Source organism: bacterium, from assembly GCA_030647555.1.
Taxonomy (GTDB): Bacteria; Patescibacteriota; Andersenbacteria; order UBA10190; family CAIZMI01; genus CAIZMI01.
In genome coordinates, this window is the sequence record JAUSJG010000007.1 from 110131 (window position 1) to 132383 (window position 22253).

General features: G+C 43.9%; 20 protein-coding genes and 1 tRNA gene. 6 read left to right on the forward strand and 15 right to left on the reverse strand.

Annotated features, from left to right (window positions below; genetic code table 11):
- Nucleotides 1-68: 68 nt before the first annotated feature.
- Genes dprA through topA form a run of 3 tightly spaced genes read left to right on the forward strand, consistent with a single transcriptional unit; the run spans nucleotide 69 to nucleotide 4007 of the window.
- Nucleotides 69-1337: a DNA-processing protein DprA gene (gene dprA / locus Q7S57_01795; protein ID MDO8511979.1), complete on the forward strand. Its 1269-nt coding sequence runs from the start codon at nucleotides 69-71 to the stop codon at nucleotides 1335-1337.
- A gap of 24 nt (nucleotides 1338-1361) precedes the next feature.
- Nucleotides 1362-1751, forward strand: coding sequence for a four helix bundle protein (locus Q7S57_01800; GenBank protein MDO8511980.1), 390 nt, complete (start codon nucleotides 1362-1364; stop codon nucleotides 1749-1751).
- Nucleotides 1752-1775: 24 nt separating this feature from the next.
- A complete protein-coding gene (gene topA / locus Q7S57_01805) occupies nucleotides 1776-4007 on the forward strand; it encodes a type I DNA topoisomerase (GenBank protein ID MDO8511981.1) in 2232 nt (743 codons plus the stop codon).
- 150 nt (nucleotides 4008-4157) lie between these two features.
- Here the strand turns inward: topA and Q7S57_01810 are convergent, their stop codons facing one another.
- The 5 genes from Q7S57_01810 to Q7S57_01830 form a co-directional block, all read right to left on the reverse strand.
- A complete protein-coding gene (locus tag Q7S57_01810) occupies nucleotides 4158-4958 on the reverse strand; it encodes a hypothetical protein (protein ID MDO8511982.1) in 801 nt (266 codons plus the stop codon).
- A gap of 118 nt (nucleotides 4959-5076) precedes the next feature.
- Nucleotides 5077-5976, reverse strand: coding sequence for a ParB/RepB/Spo0J family partition protein (locus tag Q7S57_01815; GenBank protein MDO8511983.1), 900 nt, complete (start codon nucleotides 5974-5976; stop codon nucleotides 5077-5079).
- Complete coding sequence (locus Q7S57_01820) at nucleotides 5973-6761, reverse strand: AAA family ATPase (GenBank protein MDO8511984.1); 789 nt, start codon at nucleotides 6759-6761, stop codon at nucleotides 5973-5975. Before Q7S57_01820 ends, Q7S57_01815 begins: the two co-directional genes overlap by 4 nt.
- A 361-nt stretch (nucleotides 6762-7122) precedes the next feature.
- Nucleotides 7123-7205, reverse strand: a tRNA-Leu gene (locus Q7S57_01825).
- 81 nt (nucleotides 7206-7286) lie between these two features.
- A complete protein-coding gene (locus Q7S57_01830; protein ID MDO8511985.1) occupies nucleotides 7287-8468 on the reverse strand; it encodes a hypothetical protein in 1182 nt (393 codons plus the stop codon).
- Nucleotides 8469-8744: 276 nt separating this feature from the next.
- Here Q7S57_01830 and Q7S57_01835 point away from each other — a divergent pair, with 276 nt between their 5' ends.
- The gene (locus tag Q7S57_01835) at nucleotides 8745-10097 is read left to right on the forward strand and encodes a UDP-glucose/GDP-mannose dehydrogenase family protein (GenBank protein MDO8511986.1); all 1353 of its coding nucleotides are present in this window, start codon (nucleotides 8745-8747) and stop codon (nucleotides 10095-10097) included.
- A 72-nt stretch (nucleotides 10098-10169) separates the two neighbouring features.
- Here Q7S57_01835 and Q7S57_01840 read toward each other — a convergent pair whose 3' ends face one another.
- Nucleotides 10170-10838 (reverse strand): transposase, encoded by a 669-nt coding sequence (locus tag Q7S57_01840; protein MDO8511987.1) that lies wholly within the window; start codon nucleotides 10836-10838, stop codon nucleotides 10170-10172.
- A gap of 53 nt (nucleotides 10839-10891) precedes the next feature.
- Here Q7S57_01840 and Q7S57_01845 point away from each other — a divergent pair, with 53 nt between their 5' ends.
- Nucleotides 10892-11464: a hypothetical protein gene (locus tag Q7S57_01845; protein ID MDO8511988.1), complete on the forward strand. Its 573-nt coding sequence runs from the start codon at nucleotides 10892-10894 to the stop codon at nucleotides 11462-11464.
- 309 nt (nucleotides 11465-11773) lie between these two features.
- On the opposite strand, the gene Q7S57_01850 is transcribed toward Q7S57_01845, so the two are convergent.
- The 8 genes from Q7S57_01850 to Q7S57_01885 form a co-directional block, all read right to left on the reverse strand.
- A complete protein-coding gene (locus Q7S57_01850; protein MDO8511989.1) occupies nucleotides 11774-12454 on the reverse strand; it encodes a nucleotidyltransferase family protein in 681 nt (226 codons plus the stop codon).
- A gap of 3 nt (nucleotides 12455-12457) precedes the next feature.
- Nucleotides 12458-13168 carry a nucleotidyltransferase family protein gene (locus Q7S57_01855; GenBank protein ID MDO8511990.1) on the reverse strand — a complete coding sequence of 237 codons (711 nt, stop codon included), beginning with the start codon at nucleotides 13166-13168 and terminating at the stop codon, nucleotides 12458-12460.
- A gap of 175 nt (nucleotides 13169-13343) precedes the next feature.
- Entirely contained in the window at nucleotides 13344-15320 is a 1977-nt protein-coding gene (locus Q7S57_01860; protein MDO8511991.1) for a hypothetical protein, read from the reverse strand.
- 186 nt (nucleotides 15321-15506) lie between these two features.
- On the reverse strand, nucleotides 15507-18017 hold the full coding sequence (gene leuS / locus Q7S57_01865) for a leucine--tRNA ligase (GenBank protein ID MDO8511992.1): 2511 nt from the start codon (nucleotides 18015-18017) through the stop codon (nucleotides 15507-15509).
- 231 nt (nucleotides 18018-18248) lie between these two features.
- On the reverse strand, nucleotides 18249-18599 hold the full coding sequence (locus tag Q7S57_01870) for a hypothetical protein (protein ID MDO8511993.1): 351 nt from the start codon (nucleotides 18597-18599) through the stop codon (nucleotides 18249-18251).
- Between the two features lie 195 nt (nucleotides 18600-18794).
- A complete protein-coding gene (locus tag Q7S57_01875; GenBank protein ID MDO8511994.1) occupies nucleotides 18795-20135 on the reverse strand; it encodes a replication-associated recombination protein A in 1341 nt (446 codons plus the stop codon).
- Nucleotides 20136-20312: 177 nt separating this feature from the next.
- Nucleotides 20313-20579 carry a hypothetical protein gene (locus tag Q7S57_01880; GenBank protein ID MDO8511995.1) on the reverse strand — a complete coding sequence of 89 codons (267 nt, stop codon included), beginning with the start codon at nucleotides 20577-20579 and terminating at the stop codon, nucleotides 20313-20315.
- Nucleotide 20580: 1 nt separating this feature from the next.
- Nucleotides 20581-20793: a hypothetical protein gene (locus Q7S57_01885; protein ID MDO8511996.1), complete on the reverse strand. Its 213-nt coding sequence runs from the start codon at nucleotides 20791-20793 to the stop codon at nucleotides 20581-20583.
- A gap of 89 nt (nucleotides 20794-20882) precedes the next feature.
- Here Q7S57_01885 and Q7S57_01890 point away from each other — a divergent pair, with 89 nt between their 5' ends.
- On the forward strand, nucleotides 20883-21191 hold the full coding sequence (locus tag Q7S57_01890; GenBank protein MDO8511997.1) for a PCP reductase family protein: 309 nt from the start codon (nucleotides 20883-20885) through the stop codon (nucleotides 21189-21191).
- Nucleotides 21192-21467: 276 nt separating this feature from the next.
- Here Q7S57_01890 and Q7S57_01895 read toward each other — a convergent pair whose 3' ends face one another.
- The gene (locus tag Q7S57_01895) at nucleotides 21468-22229 is read right to left on the reverse strand and encodes a TatD family hydrolase (GenBank protein ID MDO8511998.1); all 762 of its coding nucleotides are present in this window, start codon (nucleotides 22227-22229) and stop codon (nucleotides 21468-21470) included.
- Between the last annotated feature and the right edge of the window lie 24 nt (nucleotides 22230-22253).

The window sequence follows — 22253 nt, forward strand, 5'->3', positions numbered from 1 at the left end:
AACGGAAAATCGTACCCCCAAATTGGAGATTTGTCAATAGTACCGTTTGCGAGAATAATATGTAGGTAATGGCAGAAATAAACACAGAAACGGAAACAACAATTCAATCGCCTGTCATTCCTACTGAAGCAGGAATCAGCAACGACCAGAAAACGGATTCCTGCTTCGGCAGGAATGACGATGTTGCCAACGAACTCTCTATCCTCCAAGCCCTCGCAGCCTTCCGACCAAATATCAACGCGTCAAAATTACACGCCCTCATTAAATACGCTGGCAGTATTGAACAGGCTTGGGCAGTACCCGACGAAGCGTTGGAACAATACGGCTGGACTGCGGAACAACGACAATTATTTAATGCTCACCGAAAAAATTATCAACCGGAAAAAGCACTGGAGCGCCTTTACCATTTAGGCATAGAGTTTATTCCCGACACTTCCCCTAAATTTCCAAAATCACTTCTTGATATATTCGATCCACCGCTTGGTCTTTATGTTCGCGGTAAACTTCACCAAAACAGTTTGAACATTGCTTTTGTGGGCAGTCGCAAAGCCACACCCTACGGAAAAACCGTTACAAACATGTTGGTGCGTCCGCTTGCCGCCAAAGGCGTCGTCATTATTTCCGGGTTAGCTTATGGCATCGATGCCGAAGCCCACCAGGCCACACTACAAAGCAATGGCACCACTTGGGCCGTCATGGGCAACGGTTGCGACGAAATGACTCTTTATCCACGCGCCCACCGCCAGTTAGCAAAAGACATTATTAATAATGATGGCGCGGTAATCAGTGAATATCCACCCGGCACACCGGGGCAACCCTATTTTTTCCCACAACGTAACCGCATTGTCTCCGGTCTTTCTCGCGCGATTGTTGTCGTGGAAGCAGGGCTACAAAGCGGTGCCCTAATCACCGCCCGCTTGGGCCTTGAACAAAATCGTGAAGTTTTCGCCGTTCCCGGCCCCATTACTTCGGAAATGTCCCAAGGAACCAACGAACTGATCCGCGATGGTGCGACACCTGTGAGTAGTGCCGAACAAATTATGGACGCGTTGGAACTGTTCTCTTTATTTGGCGGAATATCTCCCTCAAAAGCCGCGAGACAAATCTCCCACAAAGACATCGATGCCGTTTCAAATATTGTCGCAAGAACCACTTCCAATCAACCGCAAAATGACCAAGAAAAAGTCTTAACTGTCCTTTCTACAAATCCGCTCGCTATTGACGAGATCGTAAAAGCCAGTACACTCCCGTCTCAAGTGGTAGGTTCTATTTTAACTCTTTTGGAAATTGAAGGTTTAGTCAAAGATATCGGCAATAAAAACTACACCAGAATTTGAATAATGATTGATGAATGATGATTTATGAATAATGAAAAAAATACCAAAATTACAGTTTTTACAGACCTTAACGCATGGAAAGAATCCCACAAACTTGTCTTGCTCACATACCAATTAACAAAAACATTTCCTAAAGATGAAATGTATGGCTTAATTAGCCAAATGAGACGAGCGGCAATTTCGATAACATCAAATATCGCGGAAGGATTTGGCAGGCAAACTTATCCTGAAAAAATCCAATTTTACTCGATTGCCAAAGGTTCATTATCGGAATTGCAAAATCAACTAATAGCTTCCAGGGACACAAATTTGTTAAATGAAGATTCTTTTCAGAACGCGTTTAAACAAAGCATTACCGCCCATAAACTCATCACGGGATTAATAAGAAGGTCGCGCGAAATTCATCAATCATAAATCATCATTCATAATTCACGTATCATGAAACTAGTTATCGTCGAGTCCCCCGCTAAAGCAAAAACGATCGCCAAATACCTTGGTAAGGGTTATGTGGTAAAAGCATCCTTTGGTCATGTGCGTGATTTGCCAAAAAGTAAAATCGGCGTGGACGTGGAAAATAATTTTGAGCCGGTTTATGTAGTACCGCCAAAAGCCAAAAAAACCGTCGCCGAACTGACACAAAGCGTTGCCAAAGCCGAGAAAGTCTACTTCGCCACTGATGAAGACCGCGAAGGAGAAGCCATTGCCTGGCATTTGGCAAAGATATTAAAGGTAAATGAAAAAACGGCGGAACGCATTACGTTCGACGAAATTACCAAGTCGGCCATTCAGCACGCCATTGAAAATCCGCGCAAACTCAATTTACAACTGGTAGACGCCCAACAAGCGCGCCGTATTTTAGACCGTTTAGTCGGTTATGAATTATCACCGCTTCTTTGGAATAAAATTCGACGCGGGCTTTCGGCTGGGCGCGTGCAATCGGTGGCGGTGCGCTTAATTGTCGAACGCGAACGGGAAATTGAAGCATTCAAGGCTGATGAATTTTGGTCGGTGGAAGCAAACCTAAAAGCAAAAAATGGCGAATTTTTGGCAAAACTGCGCGCGGTTGATGAGCAAGTGCTGGACAAACTAGCGATTAAATCCGGCGCGGAAGCGGAACAAATTAAGAAAACCCTGGAAGGCGCCGTTTGGTTGATAGACAACATTGAAGAAAAACAAGTCAATCGCAGTCCCCTTCCTCCTTTTACCACCAGCACACTGCAACAAGCCGCGTCCAACCGTCTTGGTTTTTCCACCAAAAAAACAATGATGCTCGCCCAACGTCTTTACGAAGGTATTGAACTAGGCGAAGAAGGTGCCACCGGTTTAATCACCTATATGCGTACCGACTCCTTAAATTTAGCGAATGAAGCATTAACCAAAATTCGTGAACTAATTCAAAAAGATTTTGGCACGGATTATTTACCGGCCGAACCGCGCTTCTACAAAAATAAATCGCGCGGTGCCCAAGAAGCCCACGAAGCCATTCGTCCCACCGATGTTAATTTGAAACCGGAATTTGTCGCGCAACACGTGGAACGCGACATGGCGCGCCTTTATGAATTAATTTGGCGCCGAACAGTCGCCTGCCAGACCGCCAATGCCAAATTTAAAGCCATGACCGTCGACATCAAAGCAAGCAAATATTATTTTCGCGCCACCGGTTCATCGGTTGCTTTCGCGGGTTTTCTGCAAATTTGGGGGATCGATAAAACCAAAGAAGTAATTCTTCCTTCGCTCGCAAAAAATGAGACGTTGGAATTATTAGTACTGAATACTTTACAACATTTTACCCAACCGCCCGCTAGGTATTCGGAAGCCAGTCTGGTTAAAGCATTGGAAGAAGCCGGTATTGGTCGTCCTTCCACATATGCGCCAACCATCGACACGGTTCAAAAACGCGGTTACGTGGAAAAAAGTTTAGAAGACAAAAGGTTCCGTCCAACGGATATTGGAAAAGTAGTAAACGATGTTTTAGTAGAACATTTCCCCGAAATCGTTGATATTCAGTTTACGGCCCGCATGGAAGAAGACCTCGACCAAATCGCGGATGGCAAAAAAGAGATGGTGCCGATCTTAAAAGCTTTCTACACTCCTTTCAAGAAAAACCTCAAAGAAAAAGCCAAAACGCTCAATAAAGACGACATCACCACCGAAAAAACCGATCTAAAGTGCCCCGATTGCGGAAAACCGGTAATCTTACGGCTTGGGCGCAATGGTAAATTTTACGGTTGCTCCGGTTACCCCGATTGCAAATATACCGCGCCAAGCAGTGAACAAGAAAAATCAGAGATGGAAACGGCGCCGACTGGAAAAATCTGCCCCGATTGTAACAAGGATTTAGTGCTCAAACGCGGACGCTTTGGCGCGTTCTTGGGTTGCGCCGGTTATCCTGAATGCAAACACACCGAACGGATCGAAAAGAAAGTCGGCGGAATTTGTCCGAAGTGCAACGTCGGGGAAATTGTGGAACGAAAATCCAAACGCGGAAAATATTTCTATGGTTGCAATAAATATCCGGAATGCGATTTTGTTTTGTGGAGCAAACCAACCGGTGAAAAATGCCCGACCTGCCAAAGTCTCCTCATCTTCGGAAAAAACAATACCGCGGTTTGTTCCGGTAAAGAGTGCGGTTTTTCCAAGGATTACGAAGCGAAGAGCGAAGAGGAATAAATATTGAAAACATCCCGCCTTCAGGCGAGGCTCGCCCCGATGGGCGGCCCCCTTCGCTCCGCCAGCGGGCGGAGCTACGGGGGATTGTTTTTCTCTGATGAGAAAAACAAAAAAACCTCCGACTCCCTGGGAAGTGAAGGTTGCTACTTTCTATTGATAATGGAAACGTCTGTGATCATTAAACCAGGAACGAATCGCGCGCCACTCCCTTGCACCATAAAACATCAGTAGCGGATCTTGCGCGTTCCCTTCCACTTCCAGAGCATATGATTCCGAAACATCATCTTCATCCCTCAACGGATACTCACCCCGTCGATCATCATCATCGTCAAGGACATCTGTGTTGATATGCATCAGCGCTAATGCAGCATTTTCCTCACTTAAGCCCCCGATTAGCCGAAGGACAACACGCCAAAACTCCTTCGGCGATAATCCCTCACGAAAGGAAACCTTTTCCACCTGACGAAGAACTGTAGGAAGATGGTCGGACAAACACGGATCCTTCTTCGCTTTTCCAGATTCACCGAACAAATATACTTCTTCAGGAACATATTCATAAGGAGTAATCCAGACCAGCAAATTACCCAGCAACACTGTGCGTTTTTCAATTTCCAAGTCTTTAAGTCGAAAAAGGAGATAATCGGCAACAATATCCTTCGGAATACTTCCGCACATCAGCAGACCCACAAGGTCTCGATAAAGAGGTAACGAATTTTGCATGTGAGATTCCCAAACTTCGCGCGACATCTTGTCGTATTTTTTGGGTTTTAATTTTCTTGGATACTTCCGATACTCCGCCATGATGTGCCCAAGAACCAAAGACTGTTCACCTCTTTCTCCTTTAGACAAAAGACGCATCACCGCATAACCAATGTCGGTTTCATTCCGAAAACGCGTACGACACAAGCGGTCAGCCCACTTAAAGCACCCACTATCGTTTAAATAACTCATATTGTTTCCTCCTATTTCTAGAATGGAAGAGAACTATCAAAAACAACCCTATTGTCAGCCTATTCTTAATTAGTACACCCAGTCAATTCGCGATATATTTTTCAAACACTAATCAACCTTATCCTTCTCGGTTTATTTTTTCGATAATCCCCGACAATTCTTCATCACTGTAAAATTCAATGATCACGTTTCCACCAGACTCGCCGATTTTTTTAATGCGCACGCGTGTACCCAACACACGCCCCATTTCTTCTTCATGCACAGCCAATTGGGGATCTTTTTGCGTCACGCGCTGATGCGATTGCACGTTTGTTTTTTGTTGAAAACGTTCAAAAGCTTTAGTGCTAAGTTTGCCTTCTAATATTTTTTGAAACGCCTCTTTTTGTTTTTCCGGTTCCGTAACGGCTAAAAGCGTTCGTGCTTGTCCAAAATTCATTTTGCCTTCCTTTAATGCTTTCTGCATTTCATCCGGTAAATCCAAAATACGAATAATATTTGTAATCGAAGGACGCTCTTTTCCAACAGCTTGAGCGATTTCTCCGTGCGTCATATTAAATTCTTCGTGCAATTTTTTGTAGGCAATGGCTTGTTCCAAAACACTCAAATCTTCGCGCTGAACATTTTCAATGATCGCCAATTCCAATTGTTCCCGATCAGTAACGGGAACATGCACCAAACACGGCACTTCTTTAAGATCCGCTCGTTTCGCCGCTCTTAATCTTCGTTCACCGGCAATTAGCGTGAATCGATCGCCCGTCTTGGTAACAAGCAATGGTTGCAAAATACCGTGTTCACGAATCGATTGCGCCAGATCCTGCAAATCCGCCTCGGCAAAATCCTGACGAGGTTGCTCCGGATTGCGATCAATTTTTTCTACCCCAACCATCATCACGCGATTGCCTGTCGCTTCTTCCGTTTTTGTAAACGGCATATAAGCGGTCTGCGTTTGCGTGACACCCTCTTCGCGCCGACTTGGAATTAACGCGGATAATCCTCTCCCTAATCCTCCTGGTTTCATGTTTGTGGTGTTTGTTGATTAATTAAAACGTTTATAGTGTTATGTACTTCTTCCGCAAAAGCTTGATAGGTTTGCGCGCCTTGTGAAGCATCATCATACTCAAATATATTTTTACCATAAGATGGCGCTTCTGCTAAGCGGATATTTCGAGGAATGACGGTATCAAAAACTTTCCCGGGAAAATGTTCACGCACTTCTTTAATTACATCGTGCGCCACTTTTACGCGCCGATCAAAAAGTGTTAACACCGCCCCAAGCACTTCCAAATCCGGATGCAAATGTTCTTTTACCAATCCGATTGTTTGCAACAACTGCCCCAATCCTTCCAAGGCGTAATATTCGCACTGGACGGGGATCAAAACTTTCTCGGCGGCACAGAGTGCGTTCATTGTTAAAACTCCCAAAGACGGCGGTGCGTCGACAATGATATATGAATAATGTTCTTTAAGCGGTGCCAAAATTTCTTTAAGACGAAACTCGCGATTGTCGACATTCATCAATTCTACGGAAGCACCGGCCAGATCAGCCGTGGCTGGCATAACGTGATAATTTTCTTGCGCCGTTTGTCTGATCGCGGATTCGTGCGACACTTCTCCACGTAATAATTCATATGTACCCGGCAAACGTTGCTCGTCCGCAATTCCCACCCCCGATGAAGCATTCCCTTGTGGATCAAGATCAACAAGCAAAGTAGGATGCCCCGCCCTAGCCAAACCTGCCCCAAGATTAACAGCCGTGGTCGTTTTCCCCACTCCACCCTTTTGATTGACGATTGAGATGATCATGTGATGCTCTCATTGTATATCTACGAGAAAGAATAGGAAACATGCGGTTATTTTTCATTCAATGAACCCAGATTTTGAATGATGAATGATGATTTATGAATACTGAACCGCGATATCGTAGGGGCGGACGTCCCCGTCCGCCCGCGTCAACAATATCCAGTTTCTAGTTTCCAAATTTGTACCGGAGGAGGGAGTCCTTTTTCACCCAAAATTTCCGCTCGCTTTGCTCGAAGGAAATTTTCGGCGAAAAAGCCGGGGTTACATAAACAACTAAAGCAGTTTAGTTGTTTATGTAACCCTTCGACTCCCACACAAGTTGATTATATATAAAAGTCCCCAAATGGGGACTTTTATATATAAGTACCGGAGGAGGGAGTCGAACCCACATGACCGTAAGGTCACACGATTTTGAGTCGTGCGCGTAAACCATTCCGCCACTCCGGCCCTTGAAATAGGTTAGCTTATATCACTATTAATTTCAACGCTGTAGGGGCAATTCACGAATTGCCCTCGCGTTGCGTTGCTTTACTCCGTTTCGAAAAATAAAATGTTCAAACTTCTTTTGGTCGGAACCAAAGCTAGCTCCGCATGGCACCAGCGAAGAGGCTTGATATCGGGATGCCGTATAAGGGGAATTTTGGGTTCAAGATTTTTTATTAATGGAGTCCCTTCCCTTAATAATCGCAGAGTCTTTGTGCCACCTGCCAAATAAGTTTTAGGGATTAATACATTGTTTTCTTTAAGGTTTTGTTCATAGTTTGCATCGGGGTTAATTCCAAGCAAATAAGGCTTCAGTATTTGTAATTTTTTTTCATACTCATCAGTTCCTGGTCTAAGCAAATCTATTTCATTTTTTTCTTCATAGGGATCTTCAGCCATCTTTCTTGTGTCAGGATTACTCATTACGGAATCAATATATTCGTTCAAATTTTCACTTCTATTGCTGAATACAAACACAGGTGTTCTGAACCCGCTCCCCATCCACAGATTTCGAGTTGTACACCAAATTTCAGATCGTGCAATTAAATCCCCAGGAAACTCTCCTGATAAATCGGCGGCCCGAGACCGTTCGCCACCAGTTTTATAAATTTCTTCAACACCATCATCAGAGTTTTTATAAAAACGCAAAACACTATCATTAACATCCTCTGTTCGCCTGGGAAAAATTTCTTGAAAATACATTCCTTCATCAATAAATTTCCTTACTCTTCTAGCGGGACCATCCCCCTTAGATGCTCGCGTGGTAATTAAGCCAATTTCCAAAGCATGAATCCAAGCACTGTCGTTTGGATATTCACCATCGGTTAGAAATGAATATACATCATCAAATTTTGAAACTGCTGAAAAGAAAGGAACTTTTTCTTGAAGCGCTTCTCCCTCTTTATTAATTTGATAGATCTCTTCTTTTGTTTCGCCTGCTGGAACAAGAAACCCCTCCGGAAACGGCGGTAACATCTCTCTTCTGCGAATTCTCTTTACTCCCGTTTCTTCTTGGCGATGTTTTGGCAATTCAATCACTTTTTCGCGGTACCTGATGCCAAGATCTTTATTTTCAACTATTTCGCCCCATTTACCTGGTTTCCCTTCCGGTTCGACAAAATCAGCGGGCATTTCAACTTTTTCGATTGATTCCGATTTTGCCTGTCCTGATTCAGCTTCTGGCAATTGTTCCGGTTCCGGATTAAACCGCGGTGCTTGTTCGTTCATGTTTGAATTGTATATCATGACTCTCAAATCGAGAACGACGAACCTTTGTCCGATCACGGAGCGGAGCAACCTTGCTCCGCTCCGTGATCGGTACTGGTTGTCACGCCCGCCTTTTTTCCCTACACTTCCCGTATGCCCAGTAATACAACTTCCAATTACTGGATTAATTCCTAACTCTTGAATGAATAAATATGCACAAATTGAACTTCTTAACCTTATCTTCCGCCAGTTTTGAACGAACCGCGTTCGTTCAAATTGGAAGTTGATATACTGGGTATGCCTAAAAATTCTACAAAACGCGTCGCAAAAGAACCTAAGACAAAGAAAAAGCGCATCTCCATCATCGGGACGGGTTATGTTGGATTAGTGTCCGGTGCTTGTTTGGCCGAAATCGGCCATCACGTTATTTGCGTTGACCGGCACGAGGATAAAGTGGCAAAACTTAAAAAAGGAATCAGTCCGATTTTTGAACCGGGAATTGAAGAATTAATCGCCAAAAATATCAAAGCGAAACGTTTGGAATTTACAACCGATTTGCAGAGCGCGATAAAAAACACCGACGTAATTTTCATTGCCGTTAATACCCCGCCACGACCGGACGGAAAAGCGGACTTGTCTTTCGTTGCATATGCCGCACGCCAAATTGCCGAAGTTTCCACAGAGTACAAAGTTGTTGTCGACAAAAGCACCGTGCCCGTCCAAACCGGCGAAAAAGTTTTAGAAACGCTTCGTTCCTACAACCCGCACGGCATTGAATTCGATGTGGTAAGTAACCCGGAGTTCTTACGTGAAGGGACGGCCATTTATGATTTCTTAAACCCGGATCGTATCGTTATCGGTACCGAGAATGAACGCGCGGAAAAAATTATGCGTGAAATTTATGCGCCAATCAAAGCGCCGTTTATCGCCACCGATATTAATTCAGCGGAATTAATTAAACATGCGTCGAACTCTTTCTTGGCCACAAAAATTTCTTTTGCCAACGCTTTGGCCGCCATTTGCGAATTAACTAATGCCAATGTCGAAGAAGTCACTTACGGAATGGGTTTGGATAAACGCATTGGGCCCGCCTTCTTAAAGGCCGGCGTCGGTTATGGTGGCAGTTGTTTTCCCAAGGACGTTTCTGCGTTTGTGAAAATTGCCGAAGAAATCAACTATGATTTTGGCATTCTCAAGGCTGTTGAAAAAATAAACGAAGAAGCCAAACAGAGCTTTATCAAAAAAATCGAATCCGCGCTTTGGATTGTTAAAGGAAAGACAATCGCTATTTGGGGTCTCTCCTTCAAACCCAACACCGACGATATGCGTAGCGCGCCGGCTGTAACTGTCATTAATCACTTGCGTAGTGAAGGTGCAATTATCAAAGCTTATGATCCACAAGCAATGGAAAAAGCACATAATGTGCTCGGTGACGAAAACATCACGTATGTAAAATCCGCGATGGACGCAACAATCAACGCCGACGCGCTTGTCATTATTACCGATTGGGACGAGTTCAAAAAAGCCGATTTGGAAAAAGTTCGTGCTTCCCTGCACCAGCCATTAATCATCGATGGTCGCAACATGTTCGATCCGAAAGTAATGGAAGAAAAAGGCTTCTTGTATCATTCGGTCGGACGAGGTAAATAATTACTAACCAGCTTACCACCTACGAGGTGGAGCAACCTTGCTCCACCTCGTAGGTGGTGCAAGGCAATAAATTTATTCCAAACAAAGAGCCTTAATTTGTGCAAGCTCTTTTTGATAATTCGCTTGATCATTTGTAAATTTTTCGTATTGTTTTCCCGAAAACGGCATCAGCCCTGAATAATCGCAAACTGGAAATTTCACACTATCGCTTTTTACATACTCTAAAAATGAAGAATATGGCCAATCGGATGCTTTCTTGACTAATCCCGCGCTAACCGGATTCAAGTGGATATAGCGCGTTAAATGCAAAAAATGATTATCGTTGCTTACATTAACACTCTGAAAACGCCCTACCCAAAGAGGCCCCTTTCGTTCAATTTTTGTATTAAAGTAACGAGCATAAGCATTAGAAACATCAGACAGATATTTTTCAATCCCGTGCTCTTTCAATTGTTTTACGACAAGATGAAAATGTGTCGGCATTAAGCCATAACAAATGACTTGAATGGATTTATCCTTATCCGCTAACACTCGGCTTATTTCTTCTTCAATATTTTCTTTGTGAATTTTTACATCACGTAAAAATTGAGAGTATTTCTGTCGAACACCGGCATATGTGTAATACCTGATTAAATTTTTCATATGAAAAAAATCGCCCTCCTTTTGAAATATTCTAAACCCCGCTATGCTTTTATTCATCACATGATAAATTTCACCATTTGCTAAAATATCTTTTCGCATAAAGTTATTATAATCCCAAAATCATCTTTGCTCCACCTACGAGGTGGAGCAGGTTGACAAAACCACCCCAAAACGCAACACTGCCCTGTTGCGTCAATGTTGACGTGACGGCTGTGCGCATACCACAGTCATGCACATTTCTACTTCAGGGAGACATCGCCATGTCTACGTCCGCGCAAACCGGAAAAAAGCCTAACAATCTCACTATCCAGTGGTGGATAGCAACGCTCGCCGACTTCTTCTCGCAAGCAGTCGACTTCATCAAAAAGGGATCACGATCCCAAGAGATGATTAATGCTTTGCTTAAAGCATTTCGACTCTTCAAAGAAGACAAACTCCAGTGTGTCCTAAGCAAGGATGAATGTTCGACCGACATTGATTTCTATTTGAAGGTTTTGCGTCCAGGAACTATTTTCCAGCTGGAAAAAGCAGGAAATGAAATTCGAATTTGCGACGCAAACTATAAAACAATCTACTGGCCTGGTCACCGCGCATGGATATCGATTCCGAACATCGACAGCATGGATCGCCTCTGGGACCTCATCTTCGGAATAAATCAAATGACTGGTTCAGGTTTAAAACTGGCTGAACACCAGGGCAATGAAATTCAATTACTGAAACGTTAGCCCCCCCCCTCACCACCGCACCACGGTGGTTTTTTTATTCGTTTACGCTGTAGGGGCAATTCCAGCCGTCGCTACCCACTTCGCTCACCCTCCGCATAAAGCTACGGAGTGACGCAGTAAAGCTTCGAGGGTTAAGAAAGCTATGGCCGGCAGGCATGAATTGCCCACATTTATTTTTTACACAAATATATAAATCGAAAATATTCAACAAAAAAACAATGGTCAATAATTCCATATACTATATACCAAATACCATATACAAATCTAAATATAAGAATAGTTAGTAATTTAGAGGAGTATTATAGGAAACTACCGCCCTGACAAATATCTCTCTGCTTCCGCCACTTCTTCCAGTGTATTCGCCGGCAACCACAAATCCGTCAATTCCGGATAAAACTTTTTTCCTTGTTTTATTAAAACATTCACCATATCTGTTGCTTCATATTCACCGCGCGACGAACGAGGTGTTTCAATTTGCATAAATTCCGGCTGCAGTTTTGCCGCACCCACCCAGGATAAATCGGAAATAAATTCTTTGGGTTTTTCCACCATATCGCTGACCGTTCCGTCCTCATTTAATTTCAACACGCCAAATCTTTCCGGATGTTCCACACGTCGCGCCAAAAGTGCCCACTCGCGTTGCACCAGTTTTTGTAAACCGGTTGCGCCATAAATATCATCACCATACAAAAGCAGAAATGGTCGGTTAATTACAGATGCCGCACATTTCACCGCGTGTCCGGTTCCGAGTTGTTGCTCTTGCACAACATAGGAAATTTTCTTACCAAAAGCATTATCTCCGTACAATTGTTTAATCATCTCGCCTTTGTAACCAATCACAAAAACAACCTCGGTTACTTCCGGCGGAAGATTTTTTAATGTGTATTCAACAACCGGTTTTCCACAAACCGGCACCAACGGTTTCGGCACTTCTTCCGTAATGGGACGCAAACGCTTTCCTAAGCCCCCCGCGAGAATAACAGCTTGCATGAATTAAATTGTCGCCTGATTAGCGGTGCGTGCTTTCATAATATCGTTCGCCAAATCCAGTTGATCAGGATCGTTAACGGCCACCCAAAAACTTGTTTCAATCGCCTTACACTTGCGTCCGCGTTCGTTAATCAAAGCATTAACGATATCAGGCAATTCAATTTCTCCGCGCGTCGATGGTGGAACGGTCACATCAAAGAATTCTTGATCAAGCATATAACAGGCGCCAGCGGAAACATACGGCGAAACAAACTCTTTTGGTTTTTCCACCATTTTTTTGATGTAACCCTGCTCATCTAAAACAAAAACACCAAAGTTTTGCCAGTCATCTCGCTTCATTGTAAGCGCAGCCATATCGGGCTCGGCAATCATTTTTTCCAGATCCGCTTTATTATAGATATCGTCTGGCGCGGTAATAATAAAACGACCCTTCACCAAATCCTTCGCCTGCTGGATCGCGTGACCCAAACCAAGTGGCGCCTCTTGGCGCACATAGGAAATTTTACGACCATCATGTTCACTGCCAAAATAGGCACGAATGTCATTTTCATAAGGCCCACCCACCACCAACACTAATTCGTCAATTGCTTCCGGCAAAGACTCAAGCATGTGCTCTACTAACGGTTTACCCAAAATTGGCAATAATTGTTTTGGACCCTGATATCTTTTGGCCATCCGACTACTTTTTCCAGCTATAGGAAGAACAGCTTGCATAGTAACTACGTAAGGTTATTAGTAAAGATTGTCTCTATCAACATAATAGTGTTAAATTCAGTTTTTGTGAAATGTTTCAAACCTTCAATTTTTAATTTGAAATTTCTAATTTTTAATCAATTTGTAATATATAAATTTGAAAATCGCGTAACTTATTAATTTCAAATTCGTAACACTATTCACAAAACTGCCCTGTCTCCAAAACTGTTACCTGATCAGTGACACCAACAAGTCCAAAAGCCTTTACCACGAACTCCGAACTGATTGGTTGCCAGTAGGCAACTGTCGGTTGATCAACAACAATGTGAGTCACTTTTAAACGAAGAAGGTTCTGACAAAGACTTATTGAATCGCTCGACTGCAACACTTGTTTAATCTGTGCTTGTCTGCCCACCAAATCCATCCCCCTCGTCCAAATCCAACCGCCATAACCCAAAACCAAATCGCGCCCCGTTAATGTTACAGGGTCTTTGTGGTAATTATCAGTCGCCACTAACACAACGGCGTTTTTCGGCAAAACATCATCTAAATTTTTAGCAACAAGACGATCCTCCGATGTAAACAACGGATAATTGTTTCTAAAATTAAAGTATGTTGCTGTTTCGGAAATTGTTGTTATGACCATGGATATAAAAATACCGGCCACCGCAACAATAACTACTATTTTAGAGACCTTGTGTCTTGCCTGTATTATCCAGGCAAAAAGTTGTGCTACAAAGAATGGCAAAAATAAGAACCAAGCAAATAGAAATATTTTATAGTTGTCCCACAAATACGGCTGAAACTGAATAATATTTCCTAACGTAAAAAGAACAATTACCGGGACAGCAATCAACCAGCGATTCCTACCCCACTTTTTATTACTAATTAAATAAATTGTGATCGGAAGAAATAACCCCAGATTAACTATCCAAGACAAGATCCATTGTCCAATACCGGTATCAACTAAATAACCAAGATGAAACGTTGTGAATCCCAAGCGCGATACCGCGGCACCGAACGATAAAAAAATTGGTAAAGCAATTAGCGCCACAATTACTCCAAGGATAAATATTTTACGATTCGGCTTTAAGGCCCAAAAAACAAACCACAAAAGCGCCACCGCAATAAAGGCATGGGCATGAAAAAAAGGCAACAAACCGGAAGCCAAGACTAACGTCACTATAATTATTCTTTTTTTAATATGTTCCGTTTGCGTAAGAAGCCAATAAAAAATAAAACTTAATACAGCCAAAAACGCTGCAGCTAATAATAAATGCTTTTGTGATACTAATGTATTCAAATGATTTGCCCAGGCAATACCAAGTGCCTCCCGCTTATCCCACACCGGATCATGCACACCAAAGAACCCCGACCAAGACCAAATTCGCTCAACCAATGGCATGACAATCCACTGTAGACCGCTCCCCAACATAACCAACAGCATAGCCATTACGCCAGCAAGACGCTTTGGCCAATAACTTATTTCTGCACCAAAACGATTACTCAATATATACGATGTAAATCGGGCACTTATTGCCATAAATGCACCCAAAAGCGCAGCTGCCGGCAATGTAAACGCCCCACCGATCGTGAAACCTAACCTCAACAATATCCCCGCAACAAAATCATAACCGAACGGTTCATGAAAATTTTCTCCGGCAAAGGCTGGCATTACAAAATTTCCTCCTTGTCTAATCTTAAATGCCTCGGCGTTTAATGTATGCAAAACACCGTCACCCCAAGAGCCAGAAATTGACCGAATGGTGCCATCACTCATCTCACTCCACCCAAAAAACATTAATAAATAACTCACCAAAAATAATCCCAATAAGAGAATTATTTCGTGCCATTTTAATATATCCCTTATTCGACCCGTAATAATTGCTGAAACAAATAAACCAATCGCAATTATCACAAGAATATTTCCCGAAACAAAAACCCCAATGCCAAGATAATAAAGTGCGCCAGCCAACGCGCCACCAATAATAAAGAATAGAGGCACGCCGGCGAGCGCACGGACGGCCCCGCGTGCGATGTTGCGTGGCATGACCAGCAACCCAAGACTTAATGCACCCAACAAAAGCACAAAACCCTCAAACCATGCGACAGGCGTTTGAAAATTTGAAGCAGAAAGAAGATCGGAGATGAAAAGCTGAAGCGCAGTAAACATGATCAGTCGTCTTTGCGAGGTGCTTCAGCACCGAAGCAATCTCCGTAAAAATAATCATCGCGTTGAGATTGTCGCGCCTCGCCCATTGCAAACAATGGTCGATGGCTCCGGCCGTCGCTAAAGCTATGGCCGGCAGGCGCAATGACTACACCCATATTATTTTTACAAAATTGATCCATGCCGTTTCTAGTCCCTAACTACAAAATTTACCAATCGCCCCTTAATTACAATCACCTTCCCAATTTCCTTCCCCTCCAACCATTTTTTTATCACTTCTTGTTCGACGGCAATTTTTTGAACCTCATCATCAGACAAACTTTTTTCCACTTCAACCGCCCCACGAACCTTGCCGTTCACCTGAATTACAATATTCATAGTTTCGTCTTGCAAGAGTGACACGTCAAACTCGGGCCAAACTTGTACCGTTGCAGACTGATTATTTTCATACGGTTTGGTCTGCATGTTTTGCCACAAATCTTCCGCCAAGTGGGGCGCAAACGGTGCCAAGACAAAAATAAATTTTTCAAAATCTTCTTTTGCAATTCCCTCTTTTTCAATCAGATTTATAAACTCCATCATAGATGAAATCGCCGTGTTAAACTTTAAGTTTTCAATATCGTCGCCGACTTTTTTTATCAATCTGTAAAGTGCTTTTTTAACAGTAGCGTCAGAATCCTGTCCCCTGTCCCCTGTCCCCTGCAAACCCTCTCCAATGCGCCATATTCGATACAAAAACCTTGATACACCATTAATTGCGTGATCATCCCACGGTTTATTTTGTTCAAACGGCCCCAAGAACATTTCGAACAATCGCAACGCATCCGCGCCATACTGATCAACCACCTCGTCGGGATTAATTACATTGCCCCGCGATTTGCTCATTTTTTGACCGTCCGGCCCCTGGATCATCCCTTGGTTCCTTAGAGCCTTGAATGGTTCTTCAAAGGGCAAATAACCGCCGTCGTATAACGCTTTTATCCAAAATCGAGAATACAGTAGATGCAACACAGCGTGTTCCGCCCCACCAACATACAAATCTACCGGTAACCAACGCTCAATCTTTTGCCAATCCCAACCAAGTGTTTGATCTTTTGGATCCGCAAAACGCAGGAAATACCAACAAGACCCCGCCCACTGTGGCATCGTGTTTGTCTCGCGCTTGGCAGACGCGCCACATTTTGGACAAGAAGTATTTACCCAACTTTCAATTCCGGCTAATGGCGACTCACCCGTGCCAGTCGGTTCGTAATTCTCTACTTCCGGAAGCATAACCGGTAGTTGATCCTCGGGCACCGGTTGCACGCCACATTTTTCACAATGAATAATTGGAATCGGTTCGCCCCAGTATCTTTGTCGAGAAAAAACCCAGTCGCGTAATTTGTAGTTTGTTTCCGATTTCGCCAATCCTTTTTCCATCAGCCAAGCAATAATTTTCGGTCGCGCCTCGACAGAAGTTAGTCCATCAAAATATTCCGAATTAATTAAGACGCCTTCTCCCTCAAAACATTCTTTCAGTTTTTCAATTTTGGAAAAGTCCGCCACACCTTCGGGTCGAATTGAAACTTTTAATGGAATACTATATTTTTTGGCTAAATCAAAATCGCGTTGATCGTGAGCATCGGCAAAAACCGCGCCGGTACCGTAATGTGCCAAAACAAAGTCTGCGATCCAAACAGGCATCGTTTCATTAGTTGCCGGGTTGATTACCGTAATCCCCTTCAAAGGAACGCCGGTGGCGATGCGTTCCTTTGCGGTACGTTCAATTTCCGCCACACTTTTTGTCGCCGTACGGTATTTTTCCACTTCCTCCCAGTTTTCGACTCGCGTTTTATTTTGTTCCACAAAAGGATGCTCGGGCGCCAAAATAGCGTAAGTACCGGAAAATATAGTATCGATACGTGTCGTGTAAACTTCTATATCATCATTGCCCTGCCCCTTGAACGTAATACGTGCGCCAAAGCTTTTTCCAATCCAATTTCTCTGCAATTCTTTAATTCCAACCGGCCAATCTAAACCATCCAACCCTTCTAGTAATCGTTCGGAATATTTGGTAATTTTCAGCATCCACTGACGCATATCTTTTTTGATGACTTCCGTATGACAGCGCTCGCAACGACCGCCAACCACTTCTTCATTGGCCAAACCCGTCTTGCAACTGGGACACCAGTTAATCGGCACCACCGCTTCGTAGGCCAAACCAAGATGGAAAAGCTTAAGAAAAATCCATTGCGTCCATTTGTAGTAATCGGGATCGGTGGTGTTGATTTCACGCGACCAATCGTACGAAAAACCCATCCGCTTTAACTGCGACTTAAAACGCGCCACATTTTTTTCAACCAACTTTCGCGGATGTGTTTTTAATTTGATCGCGGTATTTTCGGCCGGTAGACCAAAAGCGTCCCAACCCATCGGGTGCAAAACATTAAAACCTTTCATGCGCTTGTAGCGCGAATAAATATCCGTTGCCGTGTAACCTTCAACATGGCCGACATGCAGTCCTTCGCCGGAAGGATATGGAAACATGTCCAGAACATACAAATCCTTTTCAGGATCGGTTTTCTTTGGATCCCCGATCCCGGTCGGGGATGACTCTGATGAGTCAGTTTTTTCATCGATCGCCTGATAAAGTCCCAATTTTTCCCAGAGAGCCTGGGCGCGTGGTTCGATCTCTCGGGGAAGGTATTTTTGTTCGTTCATAAATAGGATTTTAATCCCAAAGTGCCACTATTGACAAGAATATATTTATTAGATATAATTCTCCGTTACTGCAGTTGGGTTCTGGATGGCTCAGAGTGTTATTTCTAAACTAAATAGGAGGTAGTCATGTCTAATAATTCGATGGGTGAAAACTGCCATGTAATTACCCAGGGCAATCACTCATTCGCGTGGTTTCAACGCCCATTGCCGCTGGTTTCGTATGATGAGGGATCAGAGAGAACGCTTCTCGTTGCCATGCACATGTTCGAAAATACTCACCCTGATCTGGAAATCACTGGGTGGCAAATTCAAATGGCCAACAACACGACCAATAGTGACCGACAAAGTTACCGTGGTGTCTGGTTCCATCACAAACCCAAGACCCAGGAAACGCCCCGCTCGCGACCGGATGTGAGCTCCCCGCACGACGTCGGCAGCGACGCCGGTTGACCAAGTGTCAAACAACAGCCCCGCCCCGACCAACCGGTCCCGGCGGTATTTTTTTGATTTTTTCGCAAAAAAATCAATCCCCCATAGCTTTAGCGACGGGGGATACTTCTCATCCACGTAGGGGCGATTCATGAATTGCCCCAGATTGTTACCGAAACACCCAATAAATCTGATTGATTATCTCAAACAAACATACCCAATAAATCCATATACTATATACCAAATACAATATACAGATTACGCGGGAGATTGCCCGCCCCTTCAGGGGCGAGGTTCGCCCAGATGGGCGACTTCGACACTGAAGTGCCTCGCAAAGACTCATGTATACTATCTCTTCTTCATCACTCTCCGCGCACTATCCACCCGTTTCTTTACTTCCCGCTCAAAACCCTGCTCCGTTGGTTCGTAATAAATATGATCTTTAATTCGATCCGGTAAATATTGCTGTTCCACGACGTGCCCCTCTCCGCCGTGCGGATCTTTATAGCCGACACTGGCGCCTTGTTTAGTCATGTCCGGTACGGGTGCATTTTTAAGGTGGTTCGGCACACGTAATTGCCCATAATGTTCCAAGTCACCTCTAACCCCACGCATCGCTTTTTTCACCGCGTCGCTTTTTGGCGATGCCGATAAATAAATACAAGCTTGCGAAAGCGCGTATGATGCCTCCGGTAAACCAACCCACTCCAGTGCGTGCCCCGCCGAAACCGCCACCATTAAGGCGTGAGGATCAGCGTTTCCAATATCTTCTGACGCAAAAATAATCATCCGACGCGCGATAAATTCCGGATCTTCACCGGCCGATAACATTTTGTGCAACCAAAAAAGTGCAGCGTCCGGTTCACTTCCCCGCATACTTTTAATAAAGGCGGAAATTGTATCGAAATGCTCATCGCCTTTTGCGTCATATTTAAACGCCCGTGTTTGGATGGCATCTTCAATTTCTTTTAGCTGAATAATTGCGCCAACTTTTTTTGTAATTGCAGAAAGCTCTAAAGCATTGAGCGCCATCCGTGCGTCACCGCCGGCCATTTGCGCCAAATGTTCCAATGCCTTCGGTTGAATTTTTAGTTTCTGTTTTCCCAAACCCCGTTCCACATCCTGCAACGCGCTTTCGATAATCTGTTTAATATTTTCATCGGCCAGTGGCGCCAACTGATAAACCTGCGACCGCGACACCAAGGCCTTAATCACTTCAAAATACGGATTTTCCGTTGTCACCCCAACCAAAGTAATCGTTCCGTCTTCAACATGTGGCAGAAGAATATCCTGTTGCGCTTTATTGAAACGATGAATTTCATCAACAACAACAACTGTTCTTTTACCCTGCATCTTGCGTCGCTCGCGCGCCGCCTCGATTACTTTGCGCAAGTCGGCACTGCCGGCCGTGACCGCGCTAACCGGTTCAAAATAGGCCTCCATTTTGCTGGCAATAATTTCGGCAATCGTCGTTTTGCCCGAGCCCGGCGGGCCATACAAAATAAGCGAACCGACCTTACCCGATTCAACCGCTTTTCGAAGCAACGCATTCTTACCCAAAATAACTTCTTGCCCCACAAAATCCTCCATTTTCTTTGGCCGCATCCGTGCCGCCAAAGGCGCCTCGCTTTGAAGGGCTTTTTTGAGCTGATTATCGAATAAATCTTGATTTTGAGCATCGGTTGACATGTGGAATGTATTGTAATACAAAAAGTACCCTATGAAAGTGACAGATCCAACGTAAGGTCGGACTGCCGAGCGGTCCGACCTTGATTGGTTGCGTCACGTTGTCGGCCAATGAGGGGCGGACCCCTCGAGGAGTCCGCCCCTCGTCTACATCCAATGCGAAATCTTTTTTGTAAATTTTTAGAAGCACTCGCCGAGGTGCAACATTTCGCGCCCCTTACACGTGCCCTCGCAAACACTCGTATAGGTATGACCATCCGTCGAACAAACTAGCGCATGGCCAGCACCGCAATCACATGAACCCGAATTTACAACCTGCGTTCTTAGATATGATGCCGGTGACATTGCCACCATCAGAAGAACCACAAATACCAAAGCCAAGCAAACTCCCAAAAGAATTTTCCCGTTATCCAAAAATCGTTTTTTCTTTTTTATTTTTTTAGGCATCCTATTGTTTTCGCCATGTTGAAATTATTACTTTCTTCGCCCCATCACGCTTGTAAACTACAACATATTTGATACCACGCCGTTCAATTTCAGACTTATAAATACCATGCCCTTGATATCGAGAAGTACCACGCGAAGCCGAAGTGGTCGCACTATTTCCCACTCCACGCTGTTTCATGCGCTTCTTGGCGTGTTTGGTGAAGAAAAGACCCATAGTTTGATACTACCATGAATTTCTAAAACTTTCCGTCGTCTTCTTTTTTTATCACTTGAGTAATTATTATCTTGTGCTATCCTTTTTTCATGTTTGGAATCAATAAATCAACAGAACAAATCAAGTGGAGTGCGGAAGCGGAAGGGGCACTGGAACAAGCCATCACCCAATTTCCGGGGCCAAAGATGATGATTGGTATGGTAAAAGGCAAACTACGATCGGCCGCAGAAAAGAAAGCTGTCGAACTCGGTCATTCAGAGGTTCATCCGGAGGATCTTATGCAGGGACTTATGGAAATGTTGCCACAATCAGCACGCAACATGATTGAAAAACGGATGCAAGAAGGCCCGGATGGAATTGCAAAACTCCAAGACGATCTTAAGGATTTTAAGGGATAAAACAAAATACCCAAAATAATCCCTCCCCGCCTCCCTTTGCATTGCTGTCGCGTTAAGAAAAAAGTAAAAAAATAATACGCTATAGTAAGCCATTTGTTTTGCAAAATATGTTCAAATTCAATTCAAGTCGAAAAATAAATTTCTCTAAAAATTTAGCTTGCAAAAGGGATTATTTCGGCTTTGTAAAATTATTAACGCGACAGCAATGCCTCCCTTTGAGTAAGGGGAGGAGTTGCACCGTTCCCTCCCTTTTTCAAGGGAGGGCGAGGGTGGGTTTTATTCAATTCCAAACAATTTTCGGGTATTTGCCTCCGTGACTTGAGCAACCTCTTCCACCGATATCCCCTTAATCTCCGCGATTTTCTTGGCAATTTCCACGACGTACGCCGGTTCGTTGCGTTGACCACGTACAACCTGTGGCGCCAAAAATGGCGCGTCGGTTTCGATCAATAAACGCTCAAGCGGCAAATCCTTTACGACAGCGCGTATTTCATCGGCTTTTGGAAATGTCACCATTCCGGCGATGCCTAAATAATACCCTTGATCCAAATAAAATTTTGCCTCTCCAGGCGTGCCTGTAAAACTATGAATGACCGCATTGAGTTTAAAATTATTTTCACGAATTATTTGTTGAAACTCTTTATGCACGTAACGGACGTGAAAAATTATCGGCTTATTGTGCGCAACAGCCAAAGTAATAAAACGTAACATCGCTGGGATTTGTTCTTCAAGTGACGGCAGGCGTTCGTTTTTTTCCAAACCAATTTCGCCAACTGCTACAACCTTGGGATGCTTCAATAATTCCGCAAAACGCAACCAAAACGCTTCCGTAATATTTTTTATTCCCTCCGGATGTACGCCAATCGACGCATAAACATTTTCGAATTGTTCGGCGATTTTTACCGGCTTTTCAAAACCAAAACAATCGGCACCGGGGTTAATAATTGTGTTTACGCCCGCTTGTTTCGCACGACCAATAACCTCCGACCGATCGGCATTAAACTGTTCAACGTCTAAATGACAATGAGAGTCAATCATCGCTTGAATAATGATTTACGATTT